The organism is Curtobacterium sp. MCLR17_058 (assembly GCF_003234705.2).
In the GTDB taxonomy this organism is placed as follows: Bacteria; Actinomycetota; Actinomycetes; order Actinomycetales; family Microbacteriaceae; genus Curtobacterium; species Curtobacterium flaccumfaciens.
This window is the reverse complement of the sequence record NZ_CP126262.1, coordinates 1,342,820-1,360,835: the sequence shown is the minus strand read 5'-3', so window position 1 is coordinate 1,360,835 and position 18,016 is coordinate 1,342,820. Positions and strand designations below refer to the sequence as shown.

The following is an 18,016-nucleotide window of genomic DNA, read 5'->3' as shown; positions in this document are numbered from 1 at the left end:
GGCGACCAGCACTGACCAGATGCTCCTTAGAAAGGAGGTGATCCAGCCGCACCTTCCGGTACGGCTACCTTGTTACGACTTAGTCCTAATCACCGATCCCACCTTCGACGGCTCCTTCCACAAGGGTTAGGCCACCGGCTTCGGGTGTTACCGACTTTCATGACTTGACGGGCGGTGTGTACAAGGCCCGGGAACGTATTCACCGCAGCGTTGCTGATCTGCGATTACTAGCGACTCCGACTTCATGAGGTCGAGTTGCAGACCTCAATCCGAACTGAGACCGGCTTTTTGGGATTCGCTCCACCTTACGGTATCGCAGCCCTTTGTACCGGCCATTGTAGCATGCGTGAAGCCCAAGACATAAGGGGCATGATGATTTGACGTCATCCCCACCTTCCTCCGAGTTGACCCCGGCAGTCTCCTATGAGTCCCCGGCATAACCCGCTGGCAACATAGAACGAGGGTTGCGCTCGTTGCGGGACTTAACCCAACATCTCACGACACGAGCTGACGACAACCATGCACCACCTGTACACCGACCACAAGGGGGCGACCATCTCTGGCCGTTTCCGGTGTATGTCAAGCCTTGGTAAGGTTCTTCGCGTTGCATCGAATTAATCCGCATGCTCCGCCGCTTGTGCGGGCCCCCGTCAATTCCTTTGAGTTTTAGCCTTGCGGCCGTACTCCCCAGGCGGGGCGCTTAATGCGTTAGCTACGACACAGAAACCGTGGAAAGGTCCCTACATCTAGCGCCCAACGTTTACGGCATGGACTACCAGGGTATCTAATCCTGTTCGCTCCCCATGCTTTCGCTCCTCAGCGTCAGTTACGGCCCAGAGATCTGCCTTCGCCATCGGTGTTCCTCCTGATATCTGCGCATTCCACCGCTACACCAGGAATTCCAATCTCCCCTACCGCACTCTAGTCTGCCCGTACCCACTGCAAGCCCGAGGTTGAGCCTCGGGATTTCACAGCAGACGCGACAAACCGCCTACGAGCTCTTTACGCCCAATAATTCCGGACAACGCTTGCACCCTACGTATTACCGCGGCTGCTGGCACGTAGTTAGCCGGTGCTTTTTCTGCAGGTACCGTCACTTTCGCTTCTTCCCTACTAAAAGAGGTTTACAACCCGAAGGCCGTCATCCCTCACGCGGCGTTGCTGCATCAGGCTTTCGCCCATTGTGCAATATTCCCCACTGCTGCCTCCCGTAGGAGTCTGGGCCGTGTCTCAGTCCCAGTGTGGCCGGTCACCCTCTCAGGCCGGCTACCCGTCGTCGCCTTGGTGAGCCATTACCTCACCAACAAGCTGATAGGCCGCGAGTCCATCCCCAACCAAAAAATCTTTCCACCACCAGACCATGCGGCCAGTGATCATATCCAGTATTAGACGTCGTTTCCAACGCTTATCCCAGAGTCAGGGGCAGGTTACTCACGTGTTACTCACCCGTTCGCCACTAATCCACCCAGCAAGCTGGGCATCATCGTTCGACTTGCATGTGTTAAGCACGCCGCCAGCGTTCGTCCTGAGCCAGGATCAAACTCTCCGTAAAAAAATACAGACCCAACACCCGAAGGCATCAGACCGAGTTGATTCTGACTGTTGACTGTCTACTGACAATCTTCAATCCAAAAGGAATTGCTTCATGACCCGGTCAGCAAGCCGACCAGGCACGAGGTCAATCAATAAATTGGCATTGACAATGTGCACGCTGTTGAGTTCTCAAGGACCAGACGCACTCCCCGCTCGACCCACGAAAGGTTCCGCCAGAGAGGCATTCGTCTTGTTCCACCGTCAGACACGTCGAATGATTTCGACTTCTTCGGGGGGATGTTGCCTGAGCGGGACCCCGTCCGGACTGCGCATCCAGGGCTTGCACCCTGTGACCGTCTCGGCCGTTCCGTTCTCCGCCTCAGCGGCAACGAGTGATTACTTTACACACGCCCCGGGGGCCCTGCCAACCGTCGTCCCTCCCGGGCGTGTCGCAGTTGGGTGAACGGCACGTGTCCCCCGGGTTTCCGGGGATCGACGGGGGTGAGCGCGACCCCGGGAACGACGGAAGGCACGGTGCGAACCCGCACCGTGCCTCCCGAACGAACAGGACCGACCTACTCGGCCGCGGCCAACTGCCCGCACGCCCCGTCGATCTCCTTGCCGCGGGTGTCGCGCAGGGTCGTCGGGATGCCTGCGGCGTTGAGTCGGCGGACGAACTCGTCCTGCACGTGCACCTCGGACGAGGTCCACACCGAGCCCGGCGTCGGGTTGAGCGGGATCGGGTTGACGTGCACCCACCCCTTGCCGCGCTTGTTGAGCTTCTCGGCGAGCAGGTCGGCTCGCCAGGCGTGGTCGTTCATGTCCTTGATGAGCGCGTACTCGATCGAGACACGACGGCCCGTCTTGACGTAGTAGTTGTGGGCGGCATCGATTGCCTCGTCGGCCTTCCAGCGCGAGTTCACCGGGATGAGCTCGTCGCGGAGCTCGTCGTCGGGTGCGTGCAGGGACAGCGCGAACGTGAGCGGGATCCCTTCGTCCGCGAGCTTGATCATCGCCGGCACCAGTCCGACGGTCGACACCGTGATGCCGCGGGCACTCATGCCGAGACCGTTCGGCTGCGGTGCGACCATCAACCGCACGGCGTCCATCACCCGCTTGTAGTTCGCGAGCGGCTCCCCCATGCCCATGAACACGATGTTCGTCACGCGCTCGGCGTCGACGCGGTCGTTGCCGCCCTTGCGGGGATCACCGCCGAGCTCACCGGCGGCGATCGCGGCGTTGGCCCGGACGATCTGCTCGATGATCTCGGCAGTGGACATGTTGCGGGTCAGCCCGGCCTGGCCGGTGGCGCAGAACGGGCAGTTCATGCCGCACCCGGCCTGGGACGAGACGCACAGGGTGATGCGGCCGGGGTAGCGCATGAGGACCGACTCGACCAGGGCGCCGTCGTGCAGCTTCCAGAGGAACTTGATCGTGTCGCCGTTGTCCGTCGCCAGCCGCCGGGTCTCGGTGAGGAGCGGCGGCAGCATCCCGGCGACGAGCTGCTCCCGCTGGGCGGCGGGCAGGTCGGTCATCTTGGCCGGGTCGGACGTGTAGTGCTGGAAGTAGTGGGTCGCGAGCTGCTTGGCGCGGAACCCGGGCAGGCCGAGTTCCTTCACGCGGGCCTCGCGTTCCTCGGCCGTCAGGTCGGCCAGGTGCACGGGCGGCTTGCCACGCTTCGGGGACGCGAACTGCAGGAGCGGGCGACCGTCGGTGTCGGTGGCCTGCTTCCAGCCCTCGGTGCGCGGGCGCACCTGCGGACGAGCAGACTGCTGCTGTTCGAACGGGGTGCGGGTGTCGGAAGCCATCACTCCAGGATACGGGAGGCCCGTGATCGGTGGGGACGCCCCGTCCGGGTGGTCCTGGTGGTCACCACCAGGGCCGCACCACGGCTGGTCGGGTCAGCTGCCGGCGGGCAGGACGCGCGCGAAGTGGTGCGCCGCCGAGTACATCGGGACGATGTCGACGACCTCGCCCGGGTGCGGTGCCTGCAGGACGAGTCCCTGGCCGAGGTACAGGCCGACGTGGTCCTCGTCGTCGTACACGACGAGGTCGCCAGGCAGTGCCTCGGACTCGGGGATCGTGGTGGCGACGGCGTCCTGCGTCGGCACGTAGTGCACGAGCTGGATCCCCACCGCCTGGTACGCGACCATCGTGAGCCCGGAGCAGTCGATGCCCTCGTGGCTCGCGCCGCCCTCGACGTACGGGTCCCCCATGTACTGCAGGGCGGTCTGCACGACCGTGGCCCGGTCACCGCCGGCCGAGAGTGCGGCGGACAACGCGGACTGTGCCTGCGCGGTCGTCACCCCGAAGCGGAGGTCGAGCGTCGGGTACGACACGATCGTCGTCGTCGTGGTCATGCCGTCGGTGGAGACCACGGGGACCTGGACGTCGTGCGCCACCGTGAAGGTCTGGGCGGCCTGCGCCGTGGTCGTGCCCGAGCGGGTGTCCGCGGGCAGGGTGTCGGCGTTCGCGGGCAGGGCGAGCGTCAGGCTCGAGGTCACCGCGATCGCCGGGGCGAGCAGGATCGCGGCACGCTTCGCGTTGGCGGAGCGACGGATTTGCCGCGGGTCGACGGCGCGCTCGGCACGCAGGGTGGCGGTCCGGCTCAGCACCGCACTGCCGGCCGACGAGGCGACGGGGGCGGGACGCGGCTGCATCCGCACGGTCCGGGCCGGCTTCGGGTGCTCGACGAAGGTGGAGCGGGCGGCCGCTGGGCCGAGGGCCGAGCGGCGGCCACGGGGACGGGACTGCTGCGTGTCCGGCGTCAGCGGCGCGGGGTCGACCGTGGGGTGCGTGTGCGTTCGCGCGGGCTGACGGTCGTGGGCTGCTGCAGGCAGGGTGTGGCGTCCCATGGGTCCTTCCGGGTCGGGACCACTCGGCGGTCCGGAAAGTAACGTATTGGTCACGACGGTGCTCGCGGCTGGGCAGCGCCGGAGTGTTCCTGCGGCTGGTCACAGGAACGAGCACCGCTCGCAGGTCACTCCGACGGCGCGCACGGGCGTTCCGGAGCCGGCCCGCGGCGGTGGACCCGGACTCAGACCGGCGTGACCCGCATGACGGCGGCGATCCGGGCCTCCCGGTCGGCCGCCAGGCGGTCGAGGCGAGCCGACAGCGCGACGACCGACGCGTCCACCGGGCTGTCCCCCGAGATGTCCCCCGGGATCGGGACACCGGCGCGGACCGCGAGTGGCAGGACGCCGGCCCAGACGGAGTGGTCCTCGCCGTCGGCCGGGTCCTCGCCGACACCGTGGGCGCGGACCTTGACGCTCGCGCGGTCGAGGGGCAGCTGGAGGACCTGGGTGGCGCGGACCTCCTTCGCGGTCATCTCGCGCACCTCGGCTCGGCGGCCCGGCATGAGGTGGTCGGCCACCTGCCAGAGGGCTTCGGTGCGCAGGTCGGTCGGCACCACGGTCGCGCGCCCGGCGATCATCGCGCTGCGGTAGTTCGCCGAGCTGTCGTTGGTCGAGCGTGCGAAGACGAGGCCGTCCAGGTGGGTGACGGTGGCGGCGACCGGGACGCCCTCGGCTCCGGCGTCGAGGAACAGCCCACCACCGGTCGAGCCGTGCAGCAGCAGGACGGAGCCGTCGCCGAGGTCCCCGACGGCGCAGAGGAACGGCAGGACGACGGGGTGGCCGCCGCGGACGATGCCGACGTGGGCGAGGTGGGCCTCGGCGAGGATCGCGTGCAGGACGGCGGGGTCGTCGAGTTGGCGGTCGCGCAGGCGGCGGACGCGGAGCGAGGGGTCGTCGGCTGTCGGTTCTGGTTCGGGACTCGAGGTGGGCACGTCGTCACGCTAGGGTCACCAGTGGTCCGGTGCCTGGACCAGATCGGGGCGATCACGGTGGACCAGTCGAGCAAGGTGTCCGAGGTGGTGGCACGGGTGCGCGGGATGGTGCACGACGGCACCCTGCGCGAGGGCGATGCGCTGCCCTCGACGCGGGCGCTGGCGGCGGAGCTCGGGGTGGCCCGGGGCACCGTGGTCGCGGCGTACGAGCAGCTCGACGGCGAGGGGTACCTGCGGACGCGGCACGGTGCCCTCGCGCGGGTCGCGGCGAGTGTGACGGTGGACGCGGGCATGACGCCGGCTTCGGTCGGCGCCCGCTCCCCCGATCCGGACGGTCCGGACCCGACGTCCTCGCTCATCGACTGCCGTCCGGGCATCCCCGCCGTCACCGCCATCCCGCAGCGGGACTGGCGGGCAGCCTGGCACGCAGCGGCGTCGGCACCGCTCCGGAACGCGATCGCGGACCCGCTCGGCTCCCCCGACCTGCGCGCACAGGTCGTCGCCCAGCTCGGCCTGACCCGCGGGTTCACGACGTCGGTCGACCGGGTGCTCGTGACCGCGGGGACCTCGGAGGCGCTGTCGCTCGTCACCGAGGCGCTGCGGGGGCTGCTGGGTCGCGCTCCCGTCGTCGCCGTCGAGGACCCCGGGTACCGCACCGGACACCGTGCGGTCACGAGTGCGGGTGGGTCCCTGGTGGGCGTCCCGGTCGGCGAAGACGGCCTCGACCTCGACGCACTCGAAGCCGCCGGACCGGTCGACGCCGTCCTGGTCAGCCCGACGCACCAGTACCCACTCGGGTCGGTGATGCCCGTCGCCCGGCGCCGGCGGCTGCTCACCTGGGCCGCCACCACCGGCACCGTGGTGGTGGAGGACGACTACGACTCCGAGTTCCGGCACCGCGGCGCGCCCGTGCCCGCGCTGGCCGCACTCGACGCCGAGGGCGTGGTGCTGCACGTCGGCGGGTTCTCGAAGACGCTCGACCCCCGGCTGCGGTGTGCCTACCTCGTGCTGCCGACGACTGCAGCGGCGGGTTCTCCGGTGACGGACGCGGTACTCGGTGCGCGTCGGGCACGTGGCGCGGTCGTTGCCGAGCCGGTGCAGGCCGCGCTCGTGCACCTGCTGCGGACGGGTGCGCTGCGGCGACACCTGGGTCGGGTGCGCCGCGACTACACGCACCGCCGGGCCCGGATCGCGGCTCGGCTCGGCGGCGTCGCCGGACTGGAGGCCCGTGCCCTGAACGGCGGGCTGCATGCGGTGGTCACGTGGTCGGGTCCGACCACCGGGGCGCGGATCGCGCGTCGGCTGGCGGACGCCGGGGTGCTCGTGGCGTCGCTCGAGGAGTACGGGCTCGCACCCGGCAGCACGCCGCCGGGCATCGTGTTCGGCTACGGCGCCGTGACGATGCCAGAGCTCGACCGCGCGCTCGACGCCCTGGTGACGGCGGTCACGGGAGCCTGATCCGGGTCGTCAGCCGCCGTACTGGGCGGTGCCCACGACGTTCGACCCGGCCCGCTGACACGCGGTGATCAGGGTCCGCCCGACGAGTTCCCACTCGGGGGTCATCTCGAGCGCCGGCCCGGACTTCGGTGCGGGGTGCGCGTCGAGGTACTCGTGGGCGTAGTCGATCGCGTCATCGAGCTCCTCGTCGCTGCTCGACAGGTGCTCGTAGCCGAAGCGTTCCGCCGCGATCAGTGCCTGGTACTGCGCCTCGGAGAGATCGCCCTGGCTGCGGCCGACCGTCGCGTTCAGCGAGATCGTCGTCAGCGCACTGATCTGGCCGCAGATCGCCGCAGCACTCCGGTCCTCCTCCATCGGGTCCGTCGCACCGCGCACGGGCTGGGCGTCCGAGGTCTCCGAGGTCGCCTTCGGAGTCGACGTCGACCGCGCCGCTGCGTCGGCGTGGGTATCGGTATCGGTCGAGCAACCGGCGAGCGAGCCGGACACGAGGACCGCGCTCACGACGACGAGGGGCAGTGCGGACCGGAAGGAGACCATGGACGTCATCGTGGCAGCGCCGTCGTGCCGTTCGCGTCGTCGTGTCCCGATCGAGACCTGGTCGAGACCGGATCGTGAGCTTGCGTCAGCGGGACTCGGCGGTGCCGTTCTTCCGGGCGTTCACGAGGTCGGCGAGGGACGGCTCTCCGGCGTCGCCGGGCAGCGCGTGTCCGCGGCGGGCGGCCTTGCGGACCTGTCGGTAGGTGGTGACGTGCAGGGGGTCCACACCGTCGGCGGACTCGTAGTTCGACGGGGCGGTGGTGGTGGGTGATTCGGTCATCGAGACGGACGGTACGCGTGCCGGGAGCCGCGGAACCACGTGCTGCGTTCCGCGGCCAAACTGGTTCCGAACGGGTGGACCAGCCCTGGTGCGATGCCGGATTGTTCGCATAAAATGCGAACATGTTGATCACCGTCGACCCGCAGGCGCGAGCGACCCTGGCAGAGCAGGTCGCCACCCAGATCCGCCATGCGATCGCCCGCGGCGAGCTCCGGAACGGCGAGCGGCTGCCCGCTGCGCGGGACCTCGCCGCCTCGGTCGACGTCAACATGCACACCGTCCTGCGCGCCTACGCGCTGCTGCAGGACGACGGACTGATCGAGTTGCGGCGCGGCCGCGGTGCGACGGTCCTGCGATCGGGCAACGCCTCGTTCGACCGGTTGCGCACGCTCGTCGACGAGCTGCGTGACCAGGCGGACACCCTGGGCGTCTCGCTCGACGACCTGTTCACGATGATCAAGGGGGCACGATGACGACTCGACCGATGACCACCGGCACACGGCTGGCCGTGACGGCACCAGGGCTCCTGGTCGCGGTGGGACTGGTGCTCACCGCGGTCCTCGCAGCGTCCACCATGCCCGCGCGGATCGCGATCCACTTCCGGACGGACGGCACCGCCGACGGCTGGGGATCACCGTGGACGGCCTTCTGGGTCACCCTGGCGGTGGCACTGGTGGCCGTCGTACTCGCGTTCTCCGCGCTGCGCTGGCGCGACAGGCGGACGGCAGCCACGGTGCTGCTCGTCGCGAACCTGCTGGCCGGGACCCTCGGCACGGCCTGGGTCGTGCTCGCGTGGACGAACACGGCCGGCGACGGCACCCTGTCCCCCTGGTGGACGGTCCCGTTCCTGCTCGTCGCCGTGGTGGTCGCCGCCGTCCCCGTGCTCGCACTGTTCCGGGTCGCTGCACCCGTGCCGGCCCACGAGGTCGCTCCCCTGGCGGTCGGGCCCGACACCCGCGTCGCCTGGCGCGCACGCGTCGGCAGCCGGTGGTTCGCGGTGCTCGGGGTAGTCGTCGTGGTGCTCGGCGTCGGCACCGCCGTCTGGACGGCGTCGGCCGGGGTGACGACGGCGGTCGTCTCCGGCCTGGCGATGGTGCTCGCGGGGCTCGCTGTGCTGGTGCTGGCGCGGGTGGAGCTCACCGTCGACCGTCGCGGCATGCGGCTCACGTCCACCTGGACGAGGATCCCCCTCATGCGCGTCCCGCTGGACCGCATCGAGTCGTGCGGCTGGGAGCAGGTGTCCCCGGGTCAGTGGGGCGGCTGGGGCTACCGCATCTCGGGCCGCGGTGTCGCCTACGTCGTGCGGTCCGGGCCGGGGTTGGTCGCGCGGCTCCGCGGCGGGCAGGCGCGGATGGTGACCGTGCCCGACGCTGCGGGCGGTGCCGCGGCCCTGGGCGCGCTGCTCGCCGGGCGCGAGACGGCCTGACGGGGCCGCAACGGGCCTCCAGGGCGGTGTGGCGGGTTCGGCGGCGGGCGGGACCTGTCCGCGGAAGCGACAGACCTCGTCATCGCTGCGGCGACTGTCCCGTCAGGGCGACAGTGTGCCGCGAACGTTCGGTGGAACACTGTCGCTTTCGCAGGACGGGCGGGCCGTGCGCCGGGTCAGAGGCTCGTCATGCCGCCGTCGACGCGGAACTCCGCACCGGTGGCGTAGGACGACTCCTGGCTGGCCAGGTAGACCATGATCCCGGTGACGTCGTCGGGGGTGCCCGGGCGACCGAGCGGGGTGCGGGCGACGATCGCCGCTCGGGCCTCGGGGTCACCGGAGATCGCCGACACGAGGCCGGTCTCGGTGTAGCCCGGCACGACCGTGTTCACCCGGATGCCGTCCCGCGCGTAGGCCATCGCGGTCGCCCGGACGAGTGCGTGGATGCCGCCCTTGGTCGAGGAGTACGCCGCGAAGTCGGCGCCCTCACCGTTCAGGCCGGTGGGCGACCCGGTGGCGATGACGGACCCGCCGGTGCCGCCCGCGAGCATCGCCCGGACGGCGTGCTTGATCGTCAGGAACGTGCCGGTGAGGTTGACCGCGAGCGTGCGGTCCCAGGTCTCGAGCGACACGTCGGCGACCTTCGCGTCGTGGCCGAACAGCTGCACTCCGGCGTTCGCGACCACCACGTCGGGGCTCGCGTCACGGTCAGCCAGTCCGGCGAACCCCGCGGCCACGCTCGCCTCGTCGGCGATGTCCATCGTCAGGCCGATCGCGGTCGGGCCGGCTGCGACGGCGGCACCGGCGGCCGCGTCGGCGTCGCGGTCGGCGTAGACGACGGTGGCCCCCTCGGCCACGAAGCGGTCGGCGATCGCGCGGCCGATGCCGGATCCCGCTCCCGTGACGAGTGCGGTCCGGCCGTCGAGTCGTGCGGTCATGTGGGACTCCGTCCTCGGAGCAGCGCTGCTCCGTCACCCCCATCATTGCCCAACCGGTTGACCGGTGCTAGGCATGCACCATGACTGCGACGTCGAACGACGAGATCGTGTCCGTCGGGCCCTGGCGTCTGGCCCTGCGCGGAGCCGAACTCGCCGACGTCACGTTCCGGGGGACGCTCGTCCTGCGCGCCGTCCGGTTCGTCGTCCGCGACCACGACTGGCGCACCGCCGACGACACGGTCTCGACACGGACGGTGGACGGCGACGAGAGCCGCATCCGCATCGAGACCAGCGCACGGTACGACGGCGTCGAGGTCGTGCGCACCGTCCTCGAGGCCACGCTCGAGGACGACACCCTGCGGATCGCCGCGGTCGGGACGGTCACGCGGGCCTTCCGCCGCAACCGCATCGGACTCGTCGTCCTGCACCCGCCGACCCTGGCCGGGCAGCCGCTGACGGTGCGGCATCCGTCCGGTAGCAGCACGGCGACCGCGTTCCCGTTCTGGATCGCGCCGCACCAGCCGGCCGTCGACGTCGCCGGGCTCGACTGGTCGGTGGGCGCGACCGCGCTGTCGCTCGACCTGACCGGCGACGTGTTCGAGACCGAGGACCAGCGGAACTGGACCGACGCCTCGTTCAAGACGTACTCGACGCCGCTCGCCGAGCCGTTCCCGGTCGCCCTCTCGCCGGGGACGACGGTTCGGCAGGGGCTCACCCTGCGTGCGACGGCGGGCGGTCCGGCAGGGGGTCCGGGCACCCGGTCGGGAGGCGCGGCCTCCCCCGCCCCGGACCTCGCGGCGCTCGACGGGCCGGGTCCCGGTGCCGTGGTCACGCCCCCACCGACGCTCCAGCTGCTCGCGGGCTCGGCGCCGGTCGCTGCGCGCCCGGACGACGCCGACCTACTCCGCGGGTTCCCGATCCTGGTCGAGCCGGTCCTCGGGGCCCCGAACGTCGAGGCGGTGCTCGCCTCGGCCCGGCGTGACGCGGGTGGCGCTCCCCTGGACGTCCGGTTCGTCACCGACGACCCGGTGCTGCTGCGCGCGGCGATCGACGAGGTGCTCGAAGCCGGGCCGGTGGCTCGCGTCGGGGCGTTCGACCCGGTGTCGCACGTGACGACGCCGGCGCTGCAGCGGGCACTGCGCGAAGCGGTGGCAGCGGTCGGCGCGCTGGAGGTCGTTGCCGGCACCCGTGCCCACTTCACCGAGCTGAACCGCTCGATCGCGGTGTTCTCGGGCTGGGACGGCCCCCTGACCTGCAGCGTGACGCCGCAGATGCACGACCGGTCGCCCGAACAGGTGACCGAGTCGATCCGGATGCAGCGCTGGGTGGTGAGCAGTGCCTCCAGGCTGGCCGCCGGCAGGGCGCTGCACGTCGGACCGGTGACGCTGCGGCCACGGTGCAACGCGGTGGCGACGGCGCCGACCCCGGTCGTGACGGACGCGACCGTCGAGCACGGGTACGGGCCGGAGACCGTTCCGGACGCGACCGACCCGGCGCAGCACACGCCGGCCGCCGAGCGGTGGTTCGCCGACGCGGCGCGAGCGCTGACGGTGCCGGGCGTGGCCTCGATCACGCTGGCCGAGGCGTGGGGGCCGCGCGGGTTCGTGGCCGCCGACGGCACGGGGAACGCCCCGCCGGAAGGGGGTCGGCGGGGCGTTCCGGTCCGGGTGCGCTGACGGGTCGGCGCGGTGGTCGGTGGCGGTCCGGCTCAGCGCCGGACTGCGTCGATCTTGAGCATCTTCGCGATGACCGAGTCGAGTTCGCTGTCGTCGAAGACCTGCTTCCAGTCCTCCTTGATGAGCTTCTCGCGGCCGTAGCCCATCGCGATGTGGCAGGCGTCGGAGAACGGGTTCGAGCCGCGCAGGCCGTTCGTGAGCGCGATCCACGTGTGGCCGTAGAGCATGGCGCGGGCGGCCTCGCGGGGTACGCCGACACCGGTGACGGTCTCCTCGAGGGCGTCGTTGAGGAAGTCGCCGATCATGCAGGCGATCGTCTCGACCAGGGTCGGCTCGAGCACGGCGAGCTGCTTCACCGTGACCCAGTGCACCTGGATGACCGGGGCGTACATGGTGGTGATGACGGCCTCGGCGACGGCCTTGGCGCGGTCGCCCTCGTCGCCGAGCGACTCCGAGGCGTCGAAGGCCGCGATGACCTCCTGCGGGGCGGCGATGCCACCGAAGGTGTCGTCCCACTCAGCCTTGGTGGTGCGCTCGAGGAACACCGACGGGTGGCACGGGTGCGCCACGGCGTAGTGGATGTCCTCGCGCTTGGCGAGGAGGCCCGCGTAGGCGGCGGCCGGGTCGAGCGTCAGGATCGACGCGCCGGGCTTCATGACGGGGACGAGCTGCTCCGAGATGGTGCCGAGCAGGACGTCCGGGACGGCGAGGATGACGACGTCGGCGGCCTTCGCGGCGTCGAGGCTGTCGGTGATCTCGCGGCCGAGGGCCTGGATGCGCTCCTGCCCGGCGGGCGAGGCCTCGCTGTACAGGGTGGTGTACTCGCTCTTCGCGAAGTTGTTCGAGACGCGGGTGCCCATCTTGCCGCCGGCACCGATCACGGCGACGGTGACGTCGGCCGTGCCGGATCCGGCAGCGACGGTGTGGGTGGTGGTGACGGTGTCGGTCATGATTCCTTGCTCCTGATGTACTCGATGGTGTGTTCGGTCCACGCCGCTTCGATGCGGGTGGTGGTCTGTGCGGGGGTCTCCCCTGGCAGCGGTTCGGCGCCGGCGTACTCGTCCTGCCACGGCAGCCAGAACTCGATGACGCGGTTGATCCCCCGGGTGTCCGGCTCGAGCGCGGCACGGACGGCGTCGTGGTCGAGGACCCCGGTGCCGATCGGGACGCCGGTGTACTGGAACCCGACCCAGCCCGGCGAGCGGGTGAAGGCGGAGTCCTTGACGTGCCAGTTGACGACGTACGGGGCGGTCATCGCGACGACGTCGGCCGGGTGTTCGAGTCGGGCGACGGTGTTCGCCGGGTCGAGGCAGATGCCGAGGCGGTCGGAGCCGATCGCCTGGACGACGGCGACGAGGTCGGCGGTGGCGACGACCTCGTAGGTCTCCAGCGCGAGGGTCACGCCCGCGCGCTCGTAGGCGGGGAGCGCCTGCCGCAGGCGTCGTTCGGTCTCGGCCGCGTCGGGCTGGTCGTCGCCGCTCGTCCACATGCTCCGCACGAGCGTCGCACCGAGCTGCTGCGCGACGTGCAGGTACCGGGCGAGGTGCTCCGGCCGGGTGCCGCGGGTGCCGACCTCGAGCGTGAGACCGAGGTCGGCGGCCAGGGACCGGATCGCGGCCAGGCGCTCGTCGGTCGCGGTGTCGAGCGGCAGGTGGTCGCAGATCTGGAACAGGTCGACGCCGTCGTGCGAGGCGGCGGCGCGCAGGGCGTCGTCGAGGGACATCGGCGACGGGATGCGGTCGGACATGCGCCAGAAGTAGGCGTAGGTGGAGAGGCCGAGCAGGGACGTCATGCCGGTGCTCCGTCCTGCGTCGCGGCCAGCGCCTCGGCTTCGTCGAGGATCGTGCGGATCGCCTCGGGGTCGTGGGCGAAGCGGCCGAGGAACAGGCCGCCGATGCGTCCGGCACCGCGGGCCAGCAGGCCCGGACCGGCACTGCCGCCGTAGATCGCGACGGAGCCGGCGAGCTCCGGCCGGGTCGCCAGGTGCTGCTCGATGCCGGCCAGGACCGCGACGATGTGCTCGTCGGGTGCGGGTTGCGGGGCACCGATCGCCCACACCGGCTCGTACGCGGCGATGAGCGGTCCGGCCAGCCCGTCGGCGGTCGCGGTGGCGGTGAAGCGGTCGAGCTGCGCGGTGACCTCGGCGATCGCTGCCGCGGGGTCGCCGTCGGCGGCGCGCTCGGTCTCGCCGATGCAGATCAGGGGCCGCAGGTGGTTGCGGTACGCCGCGTGTACCTTGCCGGCGATCTCGTCGTCCGTCTCGTGGAACAGTTCGCGTCGCTCGGCGTGTGCGATCTCGACGAGGTCGACCCCGATCTCACGGAGTTCGGCGCCGGAGACCTCGCCGGTGAAGGCGCCGCTGTCCGCCCACGCCAGGTCCTGCGCGCCGAGCGTCACGGGGGCGTCCCCGATCACCGCACGGACCGGGACGAGCGACGGGAACGTCGGCACCACGAAGAGCTCGACCGCGCCGGACCGCACCGCCGGGTGGCTCCGGGCGATGTCGGCCACGGCGGCCGCCCACTCGAGCGTCCGGGCGTGCGAGAAGTACATCTTGAGCGACACCCCGATCGTCACCGGGGCGGCCGCCGTGGTCGAGGGCATCAGGCGTCGGCCGCCTTGCCGGCAACGTCGGCTGTGCTCGTCTCGTACCCACAGATCGCGTTGACCTTCTCAGCGCTCGCGCTCGTCTGGTCGAAGGTGTAGCCGAGCCACTCCTTCGCCATCCGGCGCGCGACCTCGACCCCGACGACGCGCTGCCCCATGCAGAGCACCTGGGCGTCGTTCGACAGGATCGAGCGCTCCACCGAGAACGAGTCGTGCGCGGTCACGGCGCGGATGCCGGGGACCTTGTTCGCCGCGATCGCGACGCCGAGGCCGGTGCCGCAGATCAGGATCGCGCGGTCGGCCTCGCCGTTCGCCACCAGACGGGCGGCGTCGACGGCGACGTGCGGGTAGGCGGTGTGGCCGTCGGCGTCCACGCCCACGTCGACGACGGAGGCCACGCGGGGGTCCTTCGCGAGGTCGGCCTTGATGACTTCCTTGTAGTCGAAGCCGGCGTCGTCCGAACCGACGACGATACGGAACTGCTGCTCACTCATGCGGGTGTGCCTTTCGTGGTGGGGGTCAGGCGGGGACGGCGATGGTCGCCAGGACCGCGGCGGTGATGAGCGCGAAGGAGATCGCGCCGGCGTCCGGTGTGCCGACGGCGTCCTCGCCGTGGGTGCGGGCGCGGCCCATCCGGGGCAACAGGTCGGCCGTGGCGTCCGCCGCGGTCTGTGCTGCAGCCGAGGCGGCCGACCAGGCGTCGACGAGTTCGTCACCGGCGTCGACCCGGGCGGAGAAGACCTGGTCGAACGGCACGAGCGCGTCGACCATCGTCTTGTCGCCGGGGACGGCCCCGAATGCCAGGACGGCTTCGGTGGCGGCGTGCACCGCGCTCTGGACGGTGGCCGACGACGGGCGTTCGTCGTCGCCGAGGACGCGACCCAGTGCCTCCAGGGCGGCACCCCAGATCGCACCGGACGTCCCACCGGCCTTGTCGGACCAGGCGTCTCCGGCGATCGCGAGGACCGAACCGGCGCCGGCGCCACGGGCGGCGGCGTCCTGTGCCGCACGGTCGGCGGCGGTGGAGCCGCGCTGCATGCCGATGCCGTGGTCGCCGTCACCTGCGACGGCGTCGATGCGGCCGAGCTCGTCGGCGTGGTCGTCGATGGTGGCGCGGATCGCGGCGATCGCGCTCACGACGCGGACTGCTGCGGCCTGGGACTCCTCGGTGCCCGGCGTCACGGGCACGACCACGCCGGCTTCGAGGACCTCGACCGGCACCGGCTGCTGCGGGACGGCGCCGCCCTTGCGGTACGCCGGGGCGTCGGCCGGGGCGGCCCAGAGCTGCTCGAGTTCGTCGTCGAGCCAGAACAGGGTGAGCGAGACGCCCGCCATGTCGAAGCTGGTGACGAGTTCGCCGACCTCGGGCTCCACGACGACGATGCCGGCGTCGGTGAGCTTCCGCTGGACGGCGCCGAAGACGACGAAGAGCTCCTCGTACTTGACGGAGCCGAGGCCGTTGAGGATCGGGACGACGCGGGGGCCGGCGGTTGCTGTTGCGGTGTCTGGTGCGGTGCCGTGTGTTGTGGTGCCGGTGCCGTCGGGTCGCTCGGTGAGCAGCTTGTCGACGAGCAGGTCGGCCAGGCCGTCCGCGGTGGGGACGTCGGCCTCGGCGATGCCGCGTTCGCCGTGGATGCCCATGCCGATGGCCATGCGCCCCTCGGGGACGGTGAAGAGCGGCTCGTCGGCGCCGGGCAGGGAGCAGCCCGAGAACGCGACCCCGAAGCTGCGGGTGCGGTCGTTGGCCCGGGCCGCGATCGCGGTGACCGCGTCGAGGTCGTCGCCCCGTTCCGCGGCCGCGCCGGCCACCTTGAACACGCAGAGGTCCCCCGCGATGCCGCGGCGCTTGTGCGCCTGGTCGGCGGGCGCGGACGCGACGTCGTCGGTCACGCGGACCGTGCGGACGTCGATTCCCTGTGCCTCGAGTGCCCGTGCCGCCGCGTCGAAGTTGAGGACGTCACCGGCGTAGTTGCCGTAGCTCAGCAGCACGCCCCCACCGTGCTCGGACGCCTTCGCGACCGCGGTGACCTGCTGGGCGCTCGGGCTGGCGAACAGGTTGCCCATCGCGGCACCGGCCGCCAGGCCGTGCCCGACGAGGCCGCCGAAGGCCGGGTAGTGGCCGGAGCCACCGCCGACGACGAGCGCGACGGTGCCCTCGGGGCTGGTGGTGGAGCGGGCGACCCCGCCGTGCACCCTGCGCACCCGGGCGCGGTTGGCGGCGACGAAGCCGTCCACCATCTCGTCGGCGAAGTCCGCCGGGTCGTTGAACAGGCGGGTCATGCGCCGGCCTCCTTCGCGATGGCGGTCGGTCCGTCCGTGGCGGCGACCGCGGTGTCGGCTCCGGACGCCGCGGCAGCTGCTTCGTTGCGCTTCGTGTTCCGGCCGAGCACGAACATCAGCACGCTCGACAGCACCATGAAGAAGCCGACGATGAACATCGGGACCTGGTAGCCGCCGGTCCACTCGCTGACGGCACCCGTGATGTACGGGGCGGCGAACCCACCGAGGTTGCCGACGGTGTTGATGAGGGCGACCCCCGCGGCTGCGGCGGCACCGGTCAGGAACTGCGTCGGGACCGTCCAGAAGTTCGGCAGGGCCGCGAAGATCGCACACGCGGTGATCGCGATGACCGCGACGGTGGCGGCCGGGCTGTTCATGTAGAGCGCGACCGGGATGCTCAGGCCACCGACCAGGGCCGGGACGGCGATGTGCCAGACCCGGACGCCACGACGGAAGGCGTCACGCGACCAGAAGTACAGGACGACCGCGGCCGGCACGTACGGGATGGCCGTGATGAGGCCCTTCTGGAACAGGTCGAACGTGGTGCCGAACTGCTCCTGGAAGCCGTCGATGATCGTCGGCAGGAAGAAGCTGAGTGCGTACAGGCCGTAGATGAAGCCGAAGTACACCGCGGCGAGCATCCAGACGCGGCCGGAGCCGAAGGCCGCACGCAGGCCGCCCTTGCCGTGGCCGTCACCGCCGCCCTTCGCGGCGCTCTCGGCAGCGAGCGTCGTCTCGAGCCAGACCTTCTCGTCCTCGTCGAGCCACTTCGCCTGCGACGGCTTGTCCTTGAGCACGAAGAGGCACAGGACGCCGACGATGATCGCCGGGATCGAGACGCAGAGGAACATGAAGCGCCAGCCGGCCAGGCCGCCGAGGATACCCTCGTGGGTCATCAGCCATCCGGCGAGCGGGGAACCGATGACGCTCGTGAGCGGCTGCGCCAGGTAGAAGAGCGCGAGCATCTTGCCGCGGTGCCGGGCCGGGACCCACGTCGACAGGAACAGGATCGCGCCGGGGAAGAAGCCGGCCTCGGCGATGCCGAGCAGGAAGCGCAGGCCGACGAGCTGCGGGTAGTTCTGCACCCACGTGAAGAGCAGGGACACGATGCCCCACGTGATCATGATGCGGGCGAGCCAGATCCGGGCGCCGAACTTGTGCAGCGCCAGGTTGGACGGCACCTCGAGGACGAGGTAGCCGATGAAGAACACACCGGACGCGAAGCCGAACTGGGCGGCGGTCAGGCCGAGGTCGGCCTCCATGCCGTTGGGGGCGGCGAAGGAGATCGCGGTGCGGTCGAGGAAGTTGATGAAGAACATCAGTGCCACGAACGGCACGATGCGGATCGCGATCTTGCGGATGGCCGTCTTCTCGACGACCGAGGTGGGGATGCCTCGCGTGGCGGGGATGTCCACGATGACTCCTGCTCGGTGGGGGTGGTACGACTCCCGTCCTGGCGGCTGCGCCGGGATGGTCCGTGCTGCTGCGCGGATC

Annotated in this window: 16 protein-coding genes and 1 rRNA gene; 4 read left to right on the top strand and 13 right to left on the bottom strand. The window is 70.7% G+C overall.

All coding sequences use genetic code 11. The annotated features are described in order from the left end of the window. Positions 1-30: 30 nt before the first annotated feature. From DEJ11_RS06525 to DEJ11_RS06510, 4 genes are all read right to left on the bottom strand, one after another. A 16S ribosomal RNA gene (locus tag DEJ11_RS06525) occupies positions 31-1,552 on the bottom strand. 556 nt (positions 1,553-2,108) lie between these two features. Further along, positions 2,109-3,341 carry a dual-specificity RNA methyltransferase RlmN gene (rlmN, locus tag DEJ11_RS06520; RefSeq protein WP_017885785.1) on the bottom strand — a complete coding sequence of 411 codons (1,233 nt, stop codon included), beginning with the start codon at positions 3,339-3,341 and terminating at the stop codon, positions 2,109-2,111. 93 nt (positions 3,342-3,434) lie between these two features. Beyond that, positions 3,435-4,388, bottom strand: coding sequence for a C40 family peptidase (locus DEJ11_RS06515; RefSeq protein WP_111105259.1), 954 nt, complete (start codon positions 4,386-4,388; stop codon positions 3,435-3,437). A gap of 182 nt (positions 4,389-4,570) precedes the next feature. Further along, on the bottom strand, positions 4,571-5,320 hold the full coding sequence (locus DEJ11_RS06510) for a pyridoxamine 5'-phosphate oxidase family protein (RefSeq protein ID WP_111105260.1): 750 nt from the start codon (positions 5,318-5,320) through the stop codon (positions 4,571-4,573). Positions 5,321-5,341: 21 nt separating this feature from the next. Here DEJ11_RS06510 and pdxR point away from each other — a divergent pair, with 21 nt between their 5' ends. After that, complete coding sequence (gene pdxR / locus DEJ11_RS06505; RefSeq protein ID WP_111105261.1) at positions 5,342-6,778, top strand: MocR-like pyridoxine biosynthesis transcription factor PdxR; 1,437 nt, start codon at positions 5,342-5,344, stop codon at positions 6,776-6,778. 9 nt (positions 6,779-6,787) lie between these two features. On the opposite strand, the gene DEJ11_RS06500 is transcribed toward pdxR, so the two are convergent. Both DEJ11_RS06500 and DEJ11_RS06495 read right to left on the bottom strand, forming a co-directional pair. Continuing rightward, positions 6,788-7,315 (bottom strand): hypothetical protein, encoded by a 528-nt coding sequence (locus DEJ11_RS06500; protein WP_111105262.1) that lies wholly within the window; start codon positions 7,313-7,315, stop codon positions 6,788-6,790. An 85-nt stretch (positions 7,316-7,400) separates the two neighbouring features. Next, positions 7,401-7,595, bottom strand: a complete 195-nt coding sequence (locus tag DEJ11_RS06495; protein ID WP_071246336.1) for a hypothetical protein — start codon at positions 7,593-7,595, stop codon at positions 7,401-7,403. Between the two features lie 122 nt (positions 7,596-7,717). Here DEJ11_RS06495 and DEJ11_RS06490 point away from each other — a divergent pair, with 122 nt between their 5' ends. After that, positions 7,718-8,068, top strand: coding sequence for a GntR family transcriptional regulator (locus DEJ11_RS06490; protein ID WP_111024843.1), 351 nt, complete (start codon positions 7,718-7,720; stop codon positions 8,066-8,068). Further along, positions 8,065-9,021: a DUF1648 domain-containing protein gene (locus tag DEJ11_RS06485; protein WP_258375580.1), complete on the top strand. Its 957-nt coding sequence runs from the start codon at positions 8,065-8,067 to the stop codon at positions 9,019-9,021. Before DEJ11_RS06490 ends, DEJ11_RS06485 begins: the two co-directional genes overlap by 4 nt. A 176-nt stretch (positions 9,022-9,197) precedes the next feature. Here the strand turns inward: DEJ11_RS06485 and DEJ11_RS06480 are convergent, their stop codons facing one another. Next, a complete protein-coding gene (locus tag DEJ11_RS06480; RefSeq protein WP_111105264.1) occupies positions 9,198-9,959 on the bottom strand; it encodes an SDR family NAD(P)-dependent oxidoreductase in 762 nt (253 codons plus the stop codon). Positions 9,960-10,039: 80 nt separating this feature from the next. Here DEJ11_RS06480 and DEJ11_RS06475 point away from each other — a divergent pair, with 80 nt between their 5' ends. After that, on the top strand, positions 10,040-11,635 hold the full coding sequence (locus DEJ11_RS06475) for a D-apionate lactonase family protein (RefSeq protein ID WP_111105265.1): 1,596 nt from the start codon (positions 10,040-10,042) through the stop codon (positions 11,633-11,635). Positions 11,636-11,667: 32 nt separating this feature from the next. Here the strand turns inward: DEJ11_RS06475 and DEJ11_RS06470 are convergent, their stop codons facing one another. The 6 genes from DEJ11_RS06470 to DEJ11_RS06445 are packed head-to-tail and all read right to left on the bottom strand — an operon-like array spanning position 11,668 to position 17,937. Further along, positions 11,668-12,585: a phosphogluconate dehydrogenase C-terminal domain-containing protein gene (locus DEJ11_RS06470; RefSeq protein ID WP_071406073.1), complete on the bottom strand. Its 918-nt coding sequence runs from the start codon at positions 12,583-12,585 to the stop codon at positions 11,668-11,670. Beyond that, positions 12,582-13,427, bottom strand: coding sequence for a sugar phosphate isomerase/epimerase family protein (locus DEJ11_RS06465; protein ID WP_111055533.1), 846 nt, complete (start codon positions 13,425-13,427; stop codon positions 12,582-12,584). The genes DEJ11_RS06470 and DEJ11_RS06465 overlap by 4 nt, the downstream gene beginning before the upstream one ends. Beyond that, on the bottom strand, positions 13,424-14,239 hold the full coding sequence (locus DEJ11_RS06460; RefSeq protein ID WP_111105266.1) for a triose-phosphate isomerase family protein: 816 nt from the start codon (positions 14,237-14,239) through the stop codon (positions 13,424-13,426). The genes DEJ11_RS06465 and DEJ11_RS06460 overlap by 4 nt, the downstream gene beginning before the upstream one ends. After that, positions 14,239-14,736: a ribose-5-phosphate isomerase gene (locus tag DEJ11_RS06455; protein WP_111093737.1), complete on the bottom strand. Its 498-nt coding sequence runs from the start codon at positions 14,734-14,736 to the stop codon at positions 14,239-14,241. The genes DEJ11_RS06460 and DEJ11_RS06455 overlap by 1 nt, the downstream gene beginning before the upstream one ends. Before the next feature lie 25 nt (positions 14,737-14,761). Next, complete coding sequence (locus DEJ11_RS06450; protein WP_111105267.1) at positions 14,762-16,522, bottom strand: dihydroxyacetone kinase family protein; 1,761 nt, start codon at positions 16,520-16,522, stop codon at positions 14,762-14,764. Beyond that, complete coding sequence (locus tag DEJ11_RS06445; protein ID WP_111024851.1) at positions 16,519-17,937, bottom strand: MFS transporter; 1,419 nt, start codon at positions 17,935-17,937, stop codon at positions 16,519-16,521. Before DEJ11_RS06445 ends, DEJ11_RS06450 begins: the two co-directional genes overlap by 4 nt. Positions 17,938-18,016: the final 79 nt, after the last annotated feature.

Bases quoted from the DNA above. Each gene is read 5' to 3' on its own strand.
- rlmN (WP_017885785.1), bottom strand. From the start codon at position 3,341: ATGGCTTCCGACACCCGCACCCCGTTCGAACAGCAGCAGTCTGCTCGT.
- DEJ11_RS06515 (WP_111105259.1), bottom strand. From the start codon at position 4,388: ATGGGACGCCACACCCTGCCTGCAGCAGCCCACGACCGTCAGCCCGCG.
- DEJ11_RS06500 (WP_111105262.1), bottom strand. From the start codon at position 7,315: ATGGTCTCCTTCCGGTCCGCACTGCCCCTCGTCGTCGTGAGCGCGGTC.
- DEJ11_RS06495 (WP_071246336.1), bottom strand. From the start codon at position 7,595: ATGACCGAATCACCCACCACCACCGCCCCGTCGAACTACGAGTCCGCC.
- DEJ11_RS06490 (WP_111024843.1), top strand. From the start codon at position 7,718: ATGTTGATCACCGTCGACCCGCAGGCGCGAGCGACCCTGGCAGAGCAG.
- DEJ11_RS06485 (WP_258375580.1), top strand. From the start codon at position 8,065: ATGACGACTCGACCGATGACCACCGGCACACGGCTGGCCGTGACGGCA.
- DEJ11_RS06480 (WP_111105264.1), bottom strand. From the start codon at position 9,959: ATGACCGCACGACTCGACGGCCGGACCGCACTCGTCACGGGAGCGGGA.
- DEJ11_RS06475 (WP_111105265.1), top strand. From the start codon at position 10,040: ATGACTGCGACGTCGAACGACGAGATCGTGTCCGTCGGGCCCTGGCGT.
- DEJ11_RS06470 (WP_071406073.1), bottom strand. From the start codon at position 12,585: ATGACCGACACCGTCACCACCACCCACACCGTCGCTGCCGGATCCGGC.
- DEJ11_RS06465 (WP_111055533.1), bottom strand. From the start codon at position 13,427: ATGACGTCCCTGCTCGGCCTCTCCACCTACGCCTACTTCTGGCGCATG.
- DEJ11_RS06460 (WP_111105266.1), bottom strand. From the start codon at position 14,239: ATGCCCTCGACCACGGCGGCCGCCCCGGTGACGATCGGGGTGTCGCTC.
- DEJ11_RS06455 (WP_111093737.1), bottom strand. From the start codon at position 14,736: ATGAGTGAGCAGCAGTTCCGTATCGTCGTCGGTTCGGACGACGCCGGC.
- DEJ11_RS06450 (WP_111105267.1), bottom strand. From the start codon at position 16,522: ATGACCCGCCTGTTCAACGACCCGGCGGACTTCGCCGACGAGATGGTG.